Genomic DNA, 18285 nt, shown 5'->3' on the forward strand with positions numbered 1-18285 from the left:
GGCGGCAGGGGTTCGGGGTCGAAGACGTCCAGCAAGGCCTGGTGCAGGTGACCGCTGTCCAGGGCGTCGAGAAGGTCCTGCGTGACCATGTGGCTGCCGCGGCCGGCGTTGATGAGGCTGGCGCCGCGCGGCAGGTGGGCGAAGGTGTCGCGGTTGAGGATGCCGCGGGTGGCTTCGGTGGCGGGGAGCAGGCAGACCAGCAGGTCGGTGCGGGACAGGAATTCGGGGAACTGGTCGGGGCCGGCGTAGGACGGCAGGCCGTCGGGCAAGGTGGTCGCGCCGCGCGACCAGCCGCTGACGGGGAAACCGACCTTGGCCAGCAGGCGGGCGGCGGCGATGCCGAGGTGGCCCAGGCCCATGATGCCGACGCGCATGTCGGCGGCCACGCGCAGCGAGTCGTACAGTTCCCAGTGGCGGCGGGCCTGCTGGTCGATGGCGCGCTTGAGGTCGCGGGTCAGCATCAGGGCGCTCGTCAGCACGAACTCGGCCATCTCGGTTTCGGTGCGCGGGGTGACCATGCGGGCGATGCGCAGGTGGCGCGGCCAGGCGGGGTCGGAGACGATGTGGTCGACGCCGGCGCCGGCGCTGATGATGAGCTTGAGGTTGGGGAAGGTTGCCAGGCGGCCGGGGTCGGGGGCCCAGACCAGGGCGTAGTCGATCGAGGCGGGGTCGACGTCGTCGAACCAGCTGACAATCTCCAGATCGGGCGCGTGGCGCTTGAACTGCTCGCGCCATTCTTCCATGGCCGATTCGCCGCCGGACCTGATGATGAGCCGCATGCCTGGCCTCCTGCGTTGCGGGCGCGCGCGCCCTGGGTGTGATCGGCGCCGAGCCGCCCGCGATGCGCGGACGGCGCGGCGCGCCTGACGTCAGCGTTCGACCGTGCGGTTCCAGCGCGCGTTGAAGGCGGGACGGGTGGCGTTGATCTGGTCCCAGTCCAGGATCTTGGCGTTGGCCATGTAGCCCTGGAAGCGCTTGAGCGCCTCTTCGCTGCCGGCCGGCGGTTGAACGTTCTTATTGGACGGGAAATGGCCGCCCATTTCCAGTGCCTTGGCCTGCGCCTGCGGCGACAGCAGGTACAGCGCCAGCTTCTGCGCCAGTTCCGGCTCGCTGTTCTTGGCGATGACGCACTCGGCCACCATCAGGATCACCGAGCCTTCCTTGGGCTGGGCGTATTCCACCGGGATGTCGCGCTTCTTCAGGCGGGCGATGGCGGTGGGCGTGAGCGGGAAGATGGCGGCTTCGTTGGACTGGATCATCTCGGCCAGCTTGGCCGAGTTGGGGATGTATTCCAGCACGTTGGGGCCGATGGTGGACGGCCACTGCTTGAAGCCGGGCTCGGTGTTCTGGTCGTTGCCGCCCTGGATGCGGTTGAACATCAGGAAGCCGTGCAGGCCGAAGGTGCTGCCCGAGGCCGACTGGAACACCACCTTGCCCTTGAACTTGGGATCGGCCAGGTCCATCCACGAGGTCGGCGGCGCCCAGCCCTTGTCCTTGAACAGGCGGGTGTTGTAGCCCAGGCCGGTCATGCCGATGTCGATGCCGGCGGCCATGCGGTCCTTCATGACGGCGGTGGGGTACAGGTCCTTGAGCACCGGGTCGTCATTGAGCGGCTCGCACAGGCCCATGGAAATGGCGCGCGCCATGATGCCATCGTCCAGGAACATGACGTGCATCTGCGGCTTGTCCTTGAACGCCTGGGCCTTGGCCAGCACGTCGGTGGAGGTGCCGGGCACCACCACGATCTTGACGTTGTTGGCCTTCTCGAAATCCGGGAACACGTACTGCGTGAAGGCGCGTTCCATGTCGCCGCCGTTCATGCCGACGTACAGCGTCTTCTGCTGCGCCATGGCGCCCGCCGACAGCGCGGCCAGCGCCAGGCCCAGCAGCCACTTCCCCTTGGACGGGCGGCGAACGCCCTGTTTGTTGTGCTTCATGGTGACTCCAGCGTTTGCTCACGAACAGGCCCCAACCGAGCCACGGCGCCGTGAGCGGTCCCCGTGTATCGTCCGATGCCGAAGGCGTCGATGGGAATGGAAGACCGGCCGTTAACGACCAGTTCGGAAAGCACTTCGCCCACGGCGGGGCCGATCTGGAAGCCCGCGCCCGACAGGCCGAAAGCATGGAACAGACCCGGCACGGTGGCGCTGGGGCCCAGCACCGGGTTGTGGTCGGGCATGTTGCCCTCCACCCCGGTCCAGAAGCGGATGACCTGCGCGCCGCGCAATGGCGGCAGCAGGCGCGCGGCGTTGGCCATCAGCGGGCCCAGCGCCTCGCGGCCGGGACGGGCGTAATCGGGGCCGGCGGACACGGCGCGGCCGCCGCCGATGACGCAATTGCCGCGCGCCACCTGCCGCGCATAGATGCCGCCACCCTGCATGCCCAGGCTGACGTCCATGAACAGCGGCAACGGCTCGGTCACCATCATCAACGGATGGATGGAAGTCTCGGGCACGCTCTCGCCGAAGTCCTGCGCGAAGCGTCCGGCCCACGCTCCGGCGCAATTGAGCAGGAAGCGCGAACGCACCTCCAGCGCGTCGCCGGCACGCAGGATGAAGCGGTCGCCGTCATGGACCGCTTCGGTGACGCGGGTCGATTCGCGCACGTCTGCGCCCAGCGCGCGGGCCGCGCGGCCAAAGGCGGGCGAGACCAGGCGCGGGTTGGCGTGGCCGTCCTCGGGACAGAACGAGCCGCCCACCACGTGCGCGCCCAGCCAGCCGAAGCGCCGCGCCAGCACGGCGCGGTCCAGCATTTCCAGGTTCATGCCGAAGCCGCGGGTCTGCGCGCGATAGGCGTGCAAGGCGTCCAGGTCCGCGTCCGAGCACGCCAACTTCAAGTGGCCCGAGCGCACGTATTCGCCGTCGATGCCGATCAGTTGCGGCAGTTGGCCCCACAATTCGTGCGCGCGGCGCGCCAGCGGCATCTGCTCCAGGCCACGGCCCTGGCGGCGCACGCCGCCGTAGTTGACGCCGCTGGCGCGGGCGCCGCACAGCGCGGCCTCCAGCAGCACCACCGGCACGCCCAGCCGGCGCAGGAACAGCGCGGCGCTGCCGCCGACGATGCCGCCGCCGAGAATGGCGACTTCGGTGTCGATGCGTTCGGTCATGGCGCGGCCTTCTCCGTGCGATCGAGACAGACGATATCCACTGGAATCGGCTTGACCGGCGGCTGGCCGCGCAGGCGGCCGACGCCGTCCAGTCCGGCGCCGCAGGCGTGCGCCAGCACTTCGGCCGCGCCGGCGCCGCACATGCGGCCCTGGCAGCGTCCCATGCCGACGCGCGTCAGCGCCTTCAGGCGGTTCAGCTCGCGCGCGCCGGTGCCATGGATCACGGCGCGCAGTGTGCCGGCGGTGACTTCCTCGCAGCGGCACACCACGGTGTCGTCGGCGATGGCGGCGGCCCAATCCTCGGGAAACGGAAAGGCGCGTTCGAGCGCGTCGCGCACGCGGCCGTTGGCGGCCAGGCAGGCTTCGAGTTCGCGCGCCCGCTGCGCCGGCTGCGCATGGCCCGCATCCTCCAGCAAGGCGAGCGCGGCGCGCTCGCCGGCCAGCTCGGCCGCGTCGGCGCCGCCGATGCCGGCGCCATCGCCAGCCACGTACACGCCGGCCACGCTGCTGCGTCCGGCCGCGTCCAGGCGCGGCGTCCAGGCACGATCACGCGCGTTGAAAATGAACTGGCAGCCCACCAGGCTGGCCAGCTGCGTTTCGGAACGCAGCGACAGGCCGTAGCCCAACGCGTCGCAATCCACCCGCCGCTGGCGCGATCCCTGGCGGTAGACCAGCCCGGTGATGCGTGCCTCGCCCTCGACCCGCACCGGCCGCACGCCGCTGGCCATCGGCACGCCATGCGCGCGCAGCCAGGCCATGTAGTACAGCCCCTTGGCCAACAGGCCCGGCGCGCGCAGCATGGCAGGCAAGGCGGCCAGGCGGTTGGCGAAGCGCGAGGTATCCAGCACCGCCACAACACGGGCGCCGGCCTTGGCGTACTGGTAGGCGACCAGATAGAGCAGGGGGCCGGTGCCCAGGAACGCGACCCGCTCGCCGATGGCGCAGCCCTGGTGCTTCAACGCCACCTGCGAACCACCCAGCGTGTACACGCCCGGCGTCAGCCAGCCCGGGAACGGCAGCACGCGATCGGTGGCGCCGGTGGCCAGGATCAAATGGGTATAGGGCACGGGCGCGCTCTTGCCGTCGCGCAGCACGTCCAGCGTCTTGCCCTCGGCGTTCCACACCAGGCTGCCAGGCCGGTAATCCAGCTGCGGCGCCAGCTCGTCCATCTTGCGATGCAGCGCATCGGCCTTGCGGTGCTCGAAGCCATACAGCGACGCCTTGGAGCGCGCAAAGCCCGGCGGCGGCTGCCGGTAGATCTGGCCGCCGGCGCGCGGCGCCTCGTCCAGCACCACCGGCCGCAGGCCCTGCGCCGCCAGCGTCTGCGCGGCGCGGATGCCGGCCGGACCGGCCCCCACGATCACGGGCAGGATCATGATGCGTCGCCCTCCGCCGCCAGCGTGCCCGGCACGTGTTCCGCGCGCAGCGGCGCGCTGCGCAGGCGCATGCCGGCTTCGATGTAGGTGGAACAGGCGCGCAGCCGCGTGCCGTCCTCGCGCTGCATCCAGCAGTCCTGGCATGCGCCCATCATGCAGAAACCGGCGCGCGGGCCACCGCCGAATTCCGACACGCGCAGGCGTTCGGCCTGCGTCAGCACCGCCGTCAGCACGGTATCGCCGGCCAGCGCGGTGCAGGGTTTGCCGTCCAGCGTGAAGGCGACGGCGGGCCGGGCCGTTTCGGCCAGGCGTTTCAGTATTGCCATGATGGCGGGGTCTCCTGTTGCGTACCCGGCTTGATCGTCATTTCTGTCCCACCAGCACGCGGTCCAGGCCGTAGACGCGGTCCAGCAGCAGCATGGTCACCGCGGTCAGGCCGATCACCAGCGCCGACACGGCCGCCATCATCGGATCGATCGACTCGGTGGCATACATGTACATGCGCACCGGCAGGGTGATGGTCGACGGCGCGGTGATGAACACCGACATGGTCAGCTCGTCGAAACTGTTGATGAAGGCCAGCAGCCAGCCGCCCGACACGCCCGGAATGATGAGCGGCAGCGTCACCTGGAAGAACACGGTGGCGCGGCTCGCGCCCAGCGACAGCGCGGCGTGCTCGACCGAGCGGTCAAAGCCCACCAGCGCGCCGATCACCAGCCGCATCACGTAGGGCGTGATCACCACCACGTGGCTGAACACCAGCCAGCCGAAGCTGCCGGTGGTGCCCAGCAGCGCGAAAAAGCGCAGCAGCGCCACGCCCAGCACCAGGTGCGGGATCATCAGCGGCGACAGGAACAGGCCGTTGAGCGCATCGCGTCCCGGAAAGCGGTAGCGCGTAATGGCGATGGCCGCCGGCAGCGCCAGGCACACGGCGATGCTGGCCGACAGGAACGCCAGCCACAGGCTGTTCTTGAACGCCTGCATGAAGTTGGGATGCTCGAACACCGCGTGGAACCAGCGCAGCGAAAACTGCGTGGTCGGCACCGTCAGCGTCGACTCGGGGGTGAACGCCACCAGGCACACGATGGCCAGCGGCGCCAGCACGAACAGCACCACCAGCGCATTGAAGATCAGGGCGAAGGGACCGTTTTTCTGCATGATCGCTGTCCTCGCTCAACCCAGACTGCGCCGGTAGGAACGTTCCACCACGCGGTTGTACGCCATCATGATGACGACGTTGACCACCAGCAGCACAATGGCGATGGCCGCGCCCAGCGGCCAGTTCAGTTCGGTCAGGAATTCGTCGTAGACCACCGTGGCCACCATCTTCAGGCGGCGTCCGCCCAGCAGCGCGGGAATCGCGAACGAACTGGCCGACAGCCCGAACACGATCAGGCTGCCCGACAGGATGCCCGGCATGGCCTGCGGCAGCACGATGCGCAGCAGCGTCTGCAAGCGCGAGGCATTGAGCGACAGCGCCGCGTGCTCCACGGTCGGGTCCAGCTTCTGCAGCGAGGTCCACACCGGGATCACCATGAACGGCAGCATCACGTGCACCAGGCCGATGATGACCGCGGTGGGCGTGTACAGCAGCGGCCCCAGGCCCAGCGCCGCGGCCGCGCGGCCGATGGCCCCGCCCGGCCCCAGCAGCATGCTCCAGCCGAAGGCGCGCACCACCAGCGAGATCAAGAGCGGCGACAGCACCACCAGCAGGAAGATCGAACGCCACGGCTTGCCCATGCGCGACAGGATGTAGGCCTCGGGCGCGCCGATCAGCACGCAGATCAGCGTGGTCACGCCCGCGATCCAGAACGTGCGCCAGAAGATCTCCAGGAAATAGCCGTCGGTCACCACCGCCAGGTAGTGTTCGAAGGTGTGCCCGGGCAGGATGCCCGCGCTGTAGTCGAACGGGCGGAACGACAGCACCAGCGTCAACGCCAGCGGCGTCAGCACCAGCGTCAGGAACACGATCGCCAGCGGAATCGAACCGAGGATGGCCAGCAGGCCGTCGGTGCGCGGCTTGGGTGCGCTGGCGGCGCCGGGTTGGGTCAGCGTCGCCATGTCAGGCCTCTTCGGCAACGGCCGCGACGGGCAGCACGCGCAGCACGCCCTCGGCCCAGTCCAGGCCGATCTGTTCGCCATCGTCGTGCGGCCGGCGGCCGTCGTTGGGCGTCAGCACCGTCAGCGCCCCCACCGGCGAATCCAGCCCGTACATCCACTGGCTGCCCAGGAAGTAGCGGGTGCTGACCACACAGGACAGCTTGCCCTGGCCCGCCGGCACCGGCACCAGTTTCTCCGGCCGCAGCGACAACTGCACACTGTCGCCGTGGCGCAGGCCCGCGCCGTCGACCAGCACGCGCAGCGCGCCGGTCTCCACCTCGGCCTGCGTGCCGCAGCGCGTCACGCGGCCCGGCAGCAGGTTGGTCTTGCCGACGAAACGCGAGATGAACTCGCTCTGCGGATGCTCGTACATGCGGTAGGGCGCATCCACCTGCGTGGCGCGGCCGTCCTGCATCACCACCACGCGGTCGCTGATCGACAGCGCCTCGGCCTGGTCGTGCGTCACCATCACGGTGGTGGTGCCGATCTGCTTCTGGATGCTGCGCAGCTCGAACTGCATGTCCTCGCGCAGCTTGGCGTCCAGGTTCGACAGCGGTTCGTCCAGCAGCAGCACCGGCGGCCGGATCACCAGCGCGCGCGCCAGCGCCACCCGCTGGCGCTGCCCGCCCGACAGTTCACGCGGAAAGCGGTCGGCATGCTTGTCCAGCTTCACCAGCGCCAGCGCCTCGCGCACCCGAGCCTGGCGCTCGGCGCGCTCGACCTTGCGCATCTTCAGGCCAAATGCGACGTTGTCCGCCACCGTCAGGTGCGGGAACAGCGCATAGCTCTGGAACACGATGCCCAGCCCGCGCGTGTTCGGCTTGGCATGGGTGATGTCGCGGCCATCGAGCGTGATGCTGCCGCGCGTCACGTCGGCAAAGCCCGCGATCATCTGCAGCGTGGTGGTCTTGCCGCAGCCCGAGGGTCCCAGCAAGGACACGAATTCCCCTTTCTCGACCGCCAGGTTCAGGTCCGAGACGACCCGCAGGTCGCCGTAGTTCTTGGAGACGTTGTCCAGCCGCAGAAATGACATATTCCAAACCCCGTGCCCGGTGAGGAGCGCTGCGCGGGACCAGCCCGCGTTGCAATCGATGCAGGGCAGTCTAGGAGCGGCCGAAAAGGCCGGTCAATTAGGGTTTTCCGAATAATCGAATTTTCTATTTATTATTTCCGTCTGACTGAATTTCCTGATAAAAATACAGCCATATATTTTGATTATCGGAATTGATCAATGAAGAAATCAGAAGCCGCCGACGACGCCGGCGCCCAGGGCGTCCTGCAACGCGCCTTCGCCGTGCTGCGCGTCCTGTCCGACGCCAAGGGCGAAAAACTGCGCCTGACCGACATCGCCGCCCGCACCGGCCAGGCCCAGGCCACCGTCCATCGCGTATTGCAAGGCCTGGTGCAGGAAGGCATGGTCGAACAGCCCGCGCAGAGCAAGGGCTACCAGCTCAGCGTCGCCTTCTTCTCGCTCGCCGCCAACGCCGGCAACCACCAATCGACCCTGCGCGCGATCTACCGCCCCGCCATGCTGCGCCTGAGCGGCATGCTCAACGACACCATCTTCCTGCTGGTGCGCAGCGGCTTCGACGCCGTCTGCCTGGACCGCATCGACGGCGCCTTCCCGGTCCGCTCGCACACCGGCGACATCGGCGGCCGCGTCCCGCTCGGCCTGGGCCAGGGCGGCCTGCTGCTGCTGGCCAACCTGCCCGAAGCCGAACGCGAGGAAGTCCTGCGCTTCAACATCCCGCGCCTGCACCACCTCGGTTTCGTCGACGAAATCACCATGCGCGCCGGCATCAAGGAATGCCAGGAACTCCAATACGCCCGCAGCAAGGGCCAGGGCATCTTCCCCAACATCGCCGGCCTGGCCGTCCCCGTGCACGACCCCAACGGCGTCACCGTCGCCGCCCTCAGCATCGCCGCCCCCGTCGAACGCATCAGCGACGAACGCCTGCCCCTGATCGTAGAGATCCTGCGCCGCGAAGCCGCCGGCATCAGCGCCCAACTCAACCCCTTCGACCCGGCGCTAAGGCGCCCCAGCCAATTCCTTGGAACCGGCAACCGCGACTGAAACGGCCAGCCATACCCCCCTCTCTCCCCCCAGGCCGGGTCAACTCAGCCCCGCGTCAACGTCGCGCAGCGCACATCGCACCACCACAAGACACCGCGTAAGTCATGGCCGGCTGCCCGCGCAGCCGACCATGACGGGCAACACACACTCTTCATGCCCCCTCCGCTCCAACAACGCCTCAACTCTCGACATATGCAGGCCGGCGCGGCGAGGGGCGGGCGGGGCGCGCCGTGTAGATGCGCCCGAGGGAATCCGTAGGCAGCCGCCGCAGGCGGCAACGAGGATGACGATGGGGCAGTCCGGAGCGAAGGCTCCGGACCGCAATCGTAGGCGCGCCCCGCCCGCCCCTCGCCGCGCCGGCCGACCTACGAAGCACAACCCCCGCAAGCAAAAAGCAAAAAGCCGGCAAGCCGCAACAGCGACCCACCGGCTTCCAGCCGATCAGCGAAGTACTCAAACGGGATAAGTCCCTGGCAGCAGAATGCTCCGATCCCCGACTTCGATATTGCGCCGCCCGCAAAGCGCCATCGTCGTATCCATTTCCTTGTACAGGATCTCCAGCACGCGCTTGACGCCCGCCTGCCCATATGCGCCCAGGCCGTAAAGGAACGCCCGCCCGATCATCGCGCCGCGCGCGCCCAGCGCCACCGCCTTGAGGATGTCCTGCCCCGAGCGCACGCCCCCATCCATCCACACTTCGATCTTCGACCCCACCGCATCCGCGATCGACGGCAGCGCCGCGATCGAGGACATCGCGCCATCGAGCTGGCGCCCGCCGTGGTTGCTGACGATCAGCGCATCCGCGCCGCTGTTGACCGCCAGCTGCGCATCCTCGACATCCAGGATGCCCTTGATGATCAGCTTGCCGCCCCAACGCTGCTTGATCCATTCCACATCGTCCCAGCTCAACCGCGGATCGAACTGCTCGGCCGTCCACGACGACAGCGACGACAGGTCGCTCACGCCCTTGGCGTGGCCGACGATGTTGCCGAAAGTGCGGCGCTTGGTGCCCAGCATGCCCAGGCACCAGCGCGGCTTGGTCGCCAGGTTGATCAGGTTGCGGATCGTCGGCTTGGGCGGCGTCGACAGCCCGTTCTTGATGTCCTTGTGGCGCTGCCCCAGGATCTGCAGGTCCAGCGTCAGCACCAGTGCCGAGCAGCCAGCGGCCTTGGCGCGGTCGATCAGGTCGCCGACGAATTCGCGGTCGCGCATCACGTAGAGCTGGAACCAGAACGGCTTGCCGGTGGCCGCGGCCACGTCTTCCAGCGAGCAGATGCTCATGGTCGACAGCGTGAACGGCACGCCGAAATCGGCCGCCGCCTTGGCCGCCAGGATCTCGCCATCGGCGTGCTGCATGCCGGTCAGGCCCGTCGGCGAAATCGCCAGCGGCATCACCGCCTCCTGGCCCACCAGCGTGGTGCGCAGCGAGCGGCCTTCCATGTTCACCGCCACGCGCTGGCGCAGCTTGATCTTCTGGAAATCGCTTTCGTTGGCGCGGTACGTGCCTTCCGTCCAGGCGCCCGAATCGGCGTAGTCGTAGAACATGCGCGGCACGCGCTTGCGCGCAATCGCGCGCAGGTCTTCGATGCAGGTGATCGTGGAGAGGTCAGCGGTCATGGTTGTTTTTCTGGGGAAAGTGGAACGCGATTGCGCGGCGACCGGCCCCGCGCGAACCCGCTGCGCCGACCAGGGCGCCCGCCGTCCACGCCGGGTGCCAGGGCCCCGCGGCGCCGCCCAGTATACGCGCCGGGGCCGGCAAGCGCCCCTTGCCGGCCCCGTGTCCCCCATTCGTCGCGACCGCTTTCACGGCCACTGTGTGCCGACCGCTACCTCGGCCAGACCTTGCTGACCGCCCGTATCGTGGCCCACGCCACCCAGCGCGGGCTGGTCAGGCGCGCCCCCGGCAGGCGCCGCATCACGTCCACCGCCAGGCCGCCGCGGCGATGCCATTCCTTCTTGCGGGTCTGGCTGTCGGTCCAGCGGCCTTCGAGCCACGGAAATTCGCGCCGCCCCGGCTTGTAGACCGGCGGCGTGTTGTAGATCAGGATGTACGCCAGGCGCGGCTGCGGCGAGGTGTTTGCGCCGGTGAAATGCAGCGTGCGCGCATCGTGCACGGTGCAGCCGCCGGGTTGCAGCGGCTCGGCCACCGCCTGGTCGCGCGGAAAGTCAGCGCAGCATTCCAGCGGATGCAGCGTCTTGTCGCCGCCGGGCGACCGATGCTCCAGCACCTCGCCCTTGTTCGATCCCGGAATGAACTGCATGCAGCCGTTCTCCAGCGTCGCCGGTTGCAGCGCCAGCCAGATGCTCAACTCGTTGTAGACGAAATCCGGCGAACGGAATGCCTCGTCCTGGTGCCACGGCGTCTCGGGCCCGACCAGCGCCGGCTTGAGCAACGCGTGCTCGCCATACAGCGCGGCGTCCTCGCCCAGCAACTGGCGCGCCAGCTCCAGCGTGCGCTCGTGATAGGCGGTCTTCAGCAGGCCCGGGGCATAATGGCGCGGATCGTGCAGACTGGGAAACTTGGCCGGCTTGGACGGGTCGTCGCGGCTGATGAAGTCGTATTGCGCCCCCTCGTTGTAGCCGGTCTTGTTCGCGAACAATTCCAGCAGCGTGCGCCGGATATAGCCCACCTCGTCCTGTGGGCACATATCTTGCAGAGCCAGGTAGCCCTGTTCCCTGTAGCGCGCTGTTTCTGCTTCCGACAACAAACTGGTCTCTTCCATAATGGCTTCTCCAAGCTTTGCTTGCGGGCGTTCCCGTTGGCACGTTTTGACATGTGCTCTAACGTATCGCTTCGATGCCCGGGGGGCCTATCGATCATCCGCTGTAGCCGGAAGCGTCTAATGCACCGGCGCGCCGCGGCGCATCATCCGAAGGAATTTCAATGCAAGACACCCATATAGAAACCGTCCATGTCACCGTCAGCGGCACCGTGCAAGGCGTGGGCTATCGCCACGCGGCCGTCAGGCGCGCGCACCTGCTGGGCGCGCGCGGCTGGGTGCAGAACATGCTGGATGGCACGGTCGAAGCCCTGGTGCAGGGCACGCCCGACCAGGTGGACCACATGCTGGAATGGTTGCGGCGCGGCCCGCCAGGGGCCGAGGTCACCGAAATGGTCACGCGCCGCGAATACACCGACAAGCGCTACGCGCATTTCGAACAGCTGTAGCGCGCCGCGACGGACGCGCCGCTCATCCAAATGACGGAGCGAGAAAGAATGAGGGCCGCCGCGTGAGCGGCGCGGCAGGGGACCCGCGCAACGCCGTCAGCGGTTGCGCAGCCAGCGCCCGCCGACCTGGTTGATGACCAGGCCCGCCAGCACGCAGCCCGCGCCCGCCCATTGCAGCGGCCGCAGGTGCTCGTCGAAGGCCGCGGACGCGGCCCACAGGCCCACCACCGGCACCAGCAGCGAGAATGGCGCGATCTTGGCGGCCGGATGGCGCGTCAACAGCTGCGTCCACAGCGTATACGCCAGCAAGGTGGCCAGCACCGCCAGGTACAGCACCGACAGCGCCTCGCCCCAGCCGATGCCCAGGATCATGGCCGCCACCGCGTCCCAGCCGTCGGCCATCACCGCCAGCGCCAGGAAGGGCAGCACCGGCGCGGCGCTGCTCCAGGCGATGAAGGCGAATGGATCGTAGCCGGGCGCCTTGCGGCTGGCCAGCCGCACGATGATATTGGACACCGCCCACATGAACGCGGCGCCCAGCGTCAGCACGAAACCCACCATGGTCATCTGCCCCGGCCCTTCGCCCCGGCCGGCGGCAATCACCGCCAGGCCCAGCGCGGCCACCGCCAGCCCGGCCCAGTGATGCGGCCGGGCGCGCTCGCGCAGCATCGGCGCGGCCAGCAACAAGGTGAAGAACGCCTGGGTCTGGATCACCAGCGAGGCCATGCCCGCCGGCATGCCGAACTTGAGGGCCGTGAACAGCAGGCCGAACTGGCCCAGGCCCTGCACCAGCCCGTAGGCCGCGATCCAGCGCCACGGCAGGCGCGGCGGCCGTACGAAGAGGATGAGGGGGAACGCCGCCAGGGCGAATCGCAAGGCCCCCAGCATCATGGGCGAGAGGCCTTTGAGGCCGATCTTCATGACGACGAAGTTCAGGCCCCAGATCACCACTACCGCCAGCGCGCAGAGATAATCTTTCTTGGAGAGGTGGGTAGCGGACATCCCTGCATTATCGCATCGCCCGCCCCCGAAAACCGCCGATTCAGCGGCTTGCCAGCACCTTTTTGAAGGCCTCGATGGCGCGGTCGATAGCCTCGTCGTCGATATGGCGGTGAGTCACGCAGCGCAACCGCGTGCGGCCCCACGGACGCGTCAGCAGCCCCGCGCTTTCCAGCGCCGTGACCCAATGGGCATTGGTCATGCCGGTATCGGCGGTTTCGACCTGCACGATGTTGGTCTGCGGCACCGTCGCCGACAAGGACGGGTCCAGGCGGTTCAGGCCGTCGCTCAGGCGACGGGCGCGCGCGTGGTCTTCGACCAGCCGGTCGCCCATGGTCTGCACGCCTTCCAGCCCGGCCGCGGCCATGATGCCGGCCTGCCGCTGGGTGCCGCCCAACATGCGGCGCAGCATGCGGGCGCGCGCCATCACCGGGCGCGTGCCAGTCAGCACCGCGCCCACCGGCGCGCTCAGCCCTTTGGACAGGCACAGCGACACCGTGTCGGCGTGGCGCGTGATCTCGGCCGGCGCCACGCCCAGCGCGACGGCGGCGTTGAACAGACGCGCGCCGTCCAGGTGTACCGGCACGCCGCAGGCCTGCGCCATGCCATGGACCGCCTGCATGTGGTCCAGCGGCAGCACCGCGCCACCGGCGTTGTTGTGCGAGGTTTCCATCGCCACCAGCGCGGTCTTGAGCTTGTGGCCGCCGGATTGCATCGCGTCTTCCAGGCGGTTCAGGTCCATGGCGCCGTCGGTGCCCGGCACGCCCTGGTAGAACAGGCCGGTGAAGGTGGCGGCGCCGCGCTCGGACGTGTACATGTGCGCGGCGGACTCCAGCACCACCTGCTCGTTGCGCTGGGTCTGCGCCAGCACGGCCAGCAGGTTGGCCATGGTGCAGCTGGGCACGAACAGTCCGGCTTCCTTGCCCAGGCGCGCCGCCACGTGGGCCTCCAGCGCGCGCACGCTGGGGTCGCCGTCGAGCCCGTCGTCACCGATCGGGGCGGTGCGCATGCGCTCGTACATGGCGGCGGTGGGGTGGGTCACCGTGTCGCTGCGCAGGTCGACGAGTGCGCTGGAAGAGTCGACGGAAATCCGCTGGGTCATAACGATCAGTGCTGCAGAATTTTGGAAAGAAACTGGCGCGTGCGCGGCGCGCGCGCCTCGACATCGTCGAAGAACGCCGCCTTCGGGCAGTCTTCGACGATCTTGCCGCCGTCCATGAAGATCACACGGTCGGCGACGCGGCGGGCGAACCCCATTTCATGGGTCACCACCATCATCGTCATGCCTTCGCCGGCCAGGTCGGTCATCACGTCCAGCACTTCGTTGACCATCTCCGGGTCCAGCGCCGAGGTCGGCTCGTCGAACAGCATCACCACCGGGTCCATCGACAGGGCGCGGGCGATCGCCACGCGCTGCTGCTGGCCGCCGGACAGCTCGCCCGGATGCTTGTCCTTGTGCGCCGACAGGCCGACCCGCTCCAGCAGCGCCAGCGCGCGGGCGCGGGCCTCGTCCTTGCCGCGCTTGAGTACCTTGACCTGGCCCAGGCACAGGTTCTCGGTCACCGACAGGTGCGGGAACAGCTCGAAGTGCTGGAACACCATGCCGGCCACCGAACGCAGCTTGGGCAGGTTGGTGCGCGGATCGCCCACCTGGATGCCGTTGACCACGATCTCGCCCTTCTGGAAGGGTTCGAGCGCGTTCACGGTCTTGATCAGCGTCGACTTGCCCGAGCCGGAGGGGCCGCACACCACCACCACCTCGCCGCGGCCAACGGTGGTGCTGCAATCATCCAGTACCTGGAAATCGCCATACCATTTGCTGACCTGCTTGATCTCGATCATCGGGGGTTTCGAAGAGAGTTGCATCGTTGGACCTGTGGATAACCTGGGCGCCTAGCGCAGCACCCGCACGCGCTTTTCCAGCCGTTTGACCAGACGGGATGCCGTGAAGCAGATCACGAAATACACCACCGCCACGAAGAGATAGAGTTCCACCAGCCGGCCATCGCGCTGGCCGATCTTGGCGGCCGCGCCCAGGAAGTCGGTCAGCGACAGCACATACACCAGCGAGGTGTCCTGGAACAGGATGATGACCCGCGTCAGCAGCGCCGGCACCATGTTGCGAATTGCCTGCGGCAGGATCACGTAGCGCATGCCCTGCCAGTGGTTCAGGCCCAGCGCCATGCTGGCCGATACCTGGCCGCGCGCGATCGACTGGATGCCGGCGCGCATGATCTCGCAGAAGTACGCGGCCTCGAACAGCGTGAACGTGACCACCGCCGAGTTGAACGCGCCCACCCGCAGCGGCGTGGGCGAACCCACGATCCAGGCGGCGATGTAGGGCACCAGGAAATAGAACCAGAAGATCACCAGCAGCAGCGGCACCGAACGCATCACGTTCACGTAGATGCCCGCCGGCACCGACAGGATCCTGAAGCGCGACAGCCGCATCATGGCCAGCACCGTGCCCAGCGCCAGCCCCATCACCGCCGCCAGCAGCGTCAGGGTCAGCGTGAACGTCATGCCGGTCTGGAACAGGTACGGCAGCGCGCTGCCGATGACGTCGAAATCGAATTTGCCCATGTCGATTCCTAGCGCCCGTTCTTGGCCGCCGCGCCGATCAGGCCGGGAACCGCCACATGGCGTTCAAGCAGGCGCATGCCCAGCACCACGATGCCGTTCAGGATCAGGTAGATCACGGTCGCGGCGGTGAAGGCTTCGAAGATATGGAAGCTGAACTCCGCCATCGAGCGGGTCTGCCCGGTCAGCTCCAGCAGGCCGATGGTCAGCGCCACCGACGAATACTTGATCGTGCCCATGAATTCCGAGGTCAGGGGCGGCAGCACGATGCGATAGGCCTCGGGCAGGATGATGTGGCGGTACACCTGCGTCTCGGTCAGGCCCAGCGCCGTGCCCGCCTGGAACTGGCCGCGCGGCAGCGACTGGATGCCGGCGCGCAACTGCTCGGCCACCCGCGCCGAGCCATAGAAGCCCAGGCACAGCACCGCCGGCAGGAATTGGCCCCAGGGCTGCGGCATCTGCTTCATCGCCAGGCCCCAGGCGTGCGGCAACAGCTCGGGCAGCACGAAATACCACAGGAACATCTGCACCAGCAGCGGCACGTTGCGGAAAATCTCGACATAGGTCGCGCCGATGGCATTGGCCAGGCGCGACGAGGCGGTGCGCATCACGCCCAGGCACGACCCCAGCAACAGCGAAAACACCCATGCCGTCAGGGCCAGCGCCAGGGTCCAGCCCACGCCGATCAGGATCGTCTCCAGGAAGGTATGCACGCCGTCGGGCGACATCTCCAGGAAGATGCTCCAGCTCCAGTTGTAGTTCATGCTTCAGGACCTGTGGACAACGAAAGAAAAAGGCGCCGGCGGGCGGCGCCCTGGATCGCGCGGCCCCGCGGCGGCCCCGTCATGGAGCGCCGCGGCATGCCGGCTTACTCGTAGGCCTTGGGATCGCCGGAGTCGGTTGGATGCGCCAGCGCGCGCTTGAGCGCGTCGCTCATCGGGTACTTCAGGTTGATCTGCTTGGGCGGGATCGGAGAATTGAAGTACTTGTCGTAGATCGCGGCGACGCGGCCACTCTTCATCATGTCGAGCACGGCGTCGTCCACCACCTTCTTGAAGGCCGGGTCGTCCTTGGGCTGCATGATGCCGTAGGGCGCCAGCTCCAGGCCCTTGGTGCCGATCACGAACACGTCCGGGTTCTTGGACGAGGCCACCACGCCATAGGCGATGCCGTCGTCATTGGCCGAACCGGCGGCGCGGCCCGATTCCACCATCAGCAGCGTTTCCGCCGTATCCTTGGTGGGCGCCATGCTGATGCCCAGGTTGCCCTCGGCGTTCAGGCGCGAGATCAGCTTGAAGGTCTGGCCGCCGGCCTGCGCGGCGATGGTCTTGCCACGGAACGACGCCAGGTTGTTGGGATCGACGCCGCCGTCCTTGCGCGCCACCAGCACCACCTGCGCCACGAACGTGGTGGGCGCGAACGACACCAGCTTGTGGCGTTCCAGGTTGTTGGTGGTGTTGCCGCACTCCAGGTCGATGGTGCCGTTGGCCAGCAGCGGGATGCGCGTGGCCGACGTGGTCGGGTTGTAGCGCACGTCCAGCTTGGGCAGCTTGAGGGCGGTCTTGATGTGCTGGGCGATTTCCTGGCAGATCTCGACGGTGTAGCCGATCGGCTTCTGGTTGCCGTCCAGGTAGGCGAACGGCACCGAGGTCTCGGGATGGCCGATGGTGATCACGCCGGTATCGCGGATCTTGTCCAGGCGGCTGGGGCCTTCGGCGTGGGCGGCGGCGCTGCCGAACAGGGCGGCGGCGACCGAAATCGCGGCAAGTGCTTTCATCGTATTCCCTTGGCGCCGATCGTGCGGCGCGTGTTTATGTTCACGAACAGCGGTGCCGGATTGCAGGCGGCCCGCCGCGTCCCGCGATGAGCCCCGCGGCTGGCAAAAAGTATCAACTAGCGTTATGGTTTTATCCAGTTCCAATCGGGTATTCCTCTATACGGATTTGATATGGCCATTACACGAATGGGCTTGCGACACATCGAGGCTTTCCGGGCCGTCATGATGACCGGATCCATGACGGCGGCGGCGCGCCGAGTGCATACCTCGCAGCCGCACGTTAGCCGCTTAATCGCGCAATTGGAAGCAATCACCCAGTTTCCCCTGTTCGATCGCAATGGCAGCCGCCTGACCCCCACGCAGGATGGGTCGCGCTTCTTTCAAGAGGTTGAAAAAACCTTCATCGGCCTGGCCGGCCTGGAATCGGCGGCGGCCAGCATCCGCTCGTTCAGCGCCAGCCGCCTGAGCGTGGCGGCCATGCCGCGCCTGGCCGGCGGCCTGCTGGCGCGCATCGTGGCCGCGTTCAAGACCGAATACCCGGACGTCATGGTCTCGATCCATTCCGGCAACGCCAGCGCCGTGCACAACTGGATCAGCTCGGGCTTCTGCGACACCGGCCTGGCCATGCTGTCGGGCGACAGCCCGGGCATCCAGGTCGAGCCGGTGCTGACCATGAACTGCGTGGCGGTGCTGCCCAAGGGCCACCGGCTGACCAAGCTGAAAAAGCTCAAGCCCGCCGACTTTGCCGGCGAACCCTTCATCGCCTTCCCCAGCGCCACGCCGCTGCGCGAAAAGATCGACGCGGTCTTCAAGGCCGCCAAGGTCGAGCGCCAGACGGTGGCCGAGGCCGGCCTGGGTTCATCCGTCTGTGCGCTGGTCGGCGCCGGCCTGGGCGTGGCGCTGATCAATCCGCTGGCCGCGCGCGAGGAATACGAGGCCAACGGCGTCGAGGTCCGCCCCTTCAGCCCGGCGGTGCCGGTCACGGTGGCGCTGCTGTACCCGCCGTACCATACCCGCACCCGGCTGGTGAGCGTGTTCTCGCGCTATGCGCACCAGTTGATGCAGGAGGAAATGGCGGACCTGAAGGCGCGGCCGGGGCGATGA

Annotated in this window: 19 protein-coding genes; 3 read left to right on the forward strand and 16 right to left on the reverse strand. The window is 67.8% G+C overall.

The features are described 5' to 3' along the window. The 8 genes from DK459_RS00775 to DK459_RS00810 all read right to left on the reverse strand — a co-directional run. Positions 1-779 (reverse strand): glyoxylate/hydroxypyruvate reductase A (locus DK459_RS00775; RefSeq protein WP_110134390.1); only part of this gene is annotated, 779 nt, incomplete at its 3' end. Positions 780-869: 90 nt separating this feature from the next. Beyond that, complete coding sequence (locus DK459_RS00780) at positions 870-1937, reverse strand: ABC transporter substrate-binding protein (protein ID WP_006389509.1); 1068 nt, start codon at positions 1935-1937, stop codon at positions 870-872. Continuing rightward, positions 1934-3106 carry an FAD-binding oxidoreductase gene (locus tag DK459_RS00785; protein ID WP_110134391.1) on the reverse strand — a complete coding sequence of 391 codons (1173 nt, stop codon included), beginning with the start codon at positions 3104-3106 and terminating at the stop codon, positions 1934-1936. Before DK459_RS00785 ends, DK459_RS00780 begins: the two co-directional genes overlap by 4 nt. After that, positions 3103-4482 (reverse strand): NAD(P)/FAD-dependent oxidoreductase, encoded by a 1380-nt coding sequence (locus tag DK459_RS00790; protein WP_110134392.1) that lies wholly within the window; start codon positions 4480-4482, stop codon positions 3103-3105. Before DK459_RS00790 ends, DK459_RS00785 begins: the two co-directional genes overlap by 4 nt. Further along, positions 4479-4808, reverse strand: coding sequence for a (2Fe-2S)-binding protein (locus DK459_RS00795; protein ID WP_006389512.1), 330 nt, complete (start codon positions 4806-4808; stop codon positions 4479-4481). Before DK459_RS00795 ends, DK459_RS00790 begins: the two co-directional genes overlap by 4 nt. A gap of 37 nt (positions 4809-4845) precedes the next feature. Then, complete coding sequence (locus DK459_RS00800) at positions 4846-5640, reverse strand: ABC transporter permease (protein WP_110134393.1); 795 nt, start codon at positions 5638-5640, stop codon at positions 4846-4848. A 15-nt stretch (positions 5641-5655) separates the two neighbouring features. Next, positions 5656-6543, reverse strand: a complete 888-nt coding sequence (locus tag DK459_RS00805) for an ABC transporter permease (protein WP_049070352.1) — start codon at positions 6541-6543, stop codon at positions 5656-5658. Position 6544: 1 nt separating this feature from the next. After that, positions 6545-7615 (reverse strand): ABC transporter ATP-binding protein, encoded by a 1071-nt coding sequence (locus tag DK459_RS00810; protein WP_006389515.1) that lies wholly within the window; start codon positions 7613-7615, stop codon positions 6545-6547. Positions 7616-7813: 198 nt separating this feature from the next. On the opposite strand from DK459_RS00810, the gene DK459_RS00815 reads away from it, so the two are divergent. Further along, positions 7814-8656 carry an IclR family transcriptional regulator gene (locus tag DK459_RS00815; protein ID WP_020925758.1) on the forward strand — a complete coding sequence of 281 codons (843 nt, stop codon included), beginning with the start codon at positions 7814-7816 and terminating at the stop codon, positions 8654-8656. 453 nt (positions 8657-9109) lie between these two features. Here the strand turns inward: DK459_RS00815 and DK459_RS00820 are convergent, their stop codons facing one another. Together DK459_RS00820 and DK459_RS00825 are read right to left on the reverse strand one after the other, a co-directional pair. Continuing rightward, on the reverse strand, positions 9110-10273 hold the full coding sequence (locus DK459_RS00820) for an alpha-hydroxy acid oxidase (RefSeq protein ID WP_110134394.1): 1164 nt from the start codon (positions 10271-10273) through the stop codon (positions 9110-9112). Between the two features lie 209 nt (positions 10274-10482). Next, complete coding sequence (locus DK459_RS00825) at positions 10483-11379, reverse strand: phytanoyl-CoA dioxygenase family protein (protein ID WP_024067313.1); 897 nt, start codon at positions 11377-11379, stop codon at positions 10483-10485. A 161-nt stretch (positions 11380-11540) separates the two neighbouring features. On the opposite strand from DK459_RS00825, the gene DK459_RS00830 reads away from it, so the two are divergent. Further along, positions 11541-11825, forward strand: a complete 285-nt coding sequence (locus tag DK459_RS00830; protein ID WP_006389519.1) for an acylphosphatase — start codon at positions 11541-11543, stop codon at positions 11823-11825. A gap of 96 nt (positions 11826-11921) precedes the next feature. Here DK459_RS00830 and DK459_RS00835 read toward each other — a convergent pair whose 3' ends face one another. From DK459_RS00835 to DK459_RS00860, 6 genes are all read right to left on the reverse strand, one after another. Further along, positions 11922-12827: an EamA family transporter gene (locus DK459_RS00835; RefSeq protein ID WP_006389520.1), complete on the reverse strand. Its 906-nt coding sequence runs from the start codon at positions 12825-12827 to the stop codon at positions 11922-11924. Between the two features lie 40 nt (positions 12828-12867). Further along, positions 12868-13926, reverse strand: a complete 1059-nt coding sequence (locus DK459_RS00840) for a low specificity L-threonine aldolase (RefSeq protein ID WP_110134395.1) — start codon at positions 13924-13926, stop codon at positions 12868-12870. 5 nt (positions 13927-13931) lie between these two features. Next, complete coding sequence (locus DK459_RS00845; RefSeq protein ID WP_006389522.1) at positions 13932-14666, reverse strand: amino acid ABC transporter ATP-binding protein; 735 nt, start codon at positions 14664-14666, stop codon at positions 13932-13934. A 51-nt stretch (positions 14667-14717) separates the two neighbouring features. Beyond that, positions 14718-15407 carry an amino acid ABC transporter permease gene (locus tag DK459_RS00850; protein WP_006389523.1) on the reverse strand — a complete coding sequence of 230 codons (690 nt, stop codon included), beginning with the start codon at positions 15405-15407 and terminating at the stop codon, positions 14718-14720. An 8-nt stretch (positions 15408-15415) separates the two neighbouring features. Continuing rightward, positions 15416-16168: an amino acid ABC transporter permease gene (locus tag DK459_RS00855; RefSeq protein ID WP_110134396.1), complete on the reverse strand. Its 753-nt coding sequence runs from the start codon at positions 16166-16168 to the stop codon at positions 15416-15418. A 104-nt stretch (positions 16169-16272) separates the two neighbouring features. Then, positions 16273-17181 carry an amino acid ABC transporter substrate-binding protein gene (locus tag DK459_RS00860; RefSeq protein WP_006389525.1) on the reverse strand — a complete coding sequence of 303 codons (909 nt, stop codon included), beginning with the start codon at positions 17179-17181 and terminating at the stop codon, positions 16273-16275. Between the two features lie 171 nt (positions 17182-17352). On the opposite strand from DK459_RS00860, the gene DK459_RS00865 reads away from it, so the two are divergent. Further along, on the forward strand, positions 17353-18285 hold the full coding sequence (locus tag DK459_RS00865) for a LysR substrate-binding domain-containing protein (protein WP_006389526.1): 933 nt from the start codon (positions 17353-17355) through the stop codon (positions 18283-18285).

This window comes from Achromobacter sp. RW408 (assembly GCF_003184165.1).
Classification (GTDB): Bacteria; Pseudomonadota; Gammaproteobacteria; order Burkholderiales; family Burkholderiaceae_B; genus Achromobacter; species Achromobacter xylosoxidans.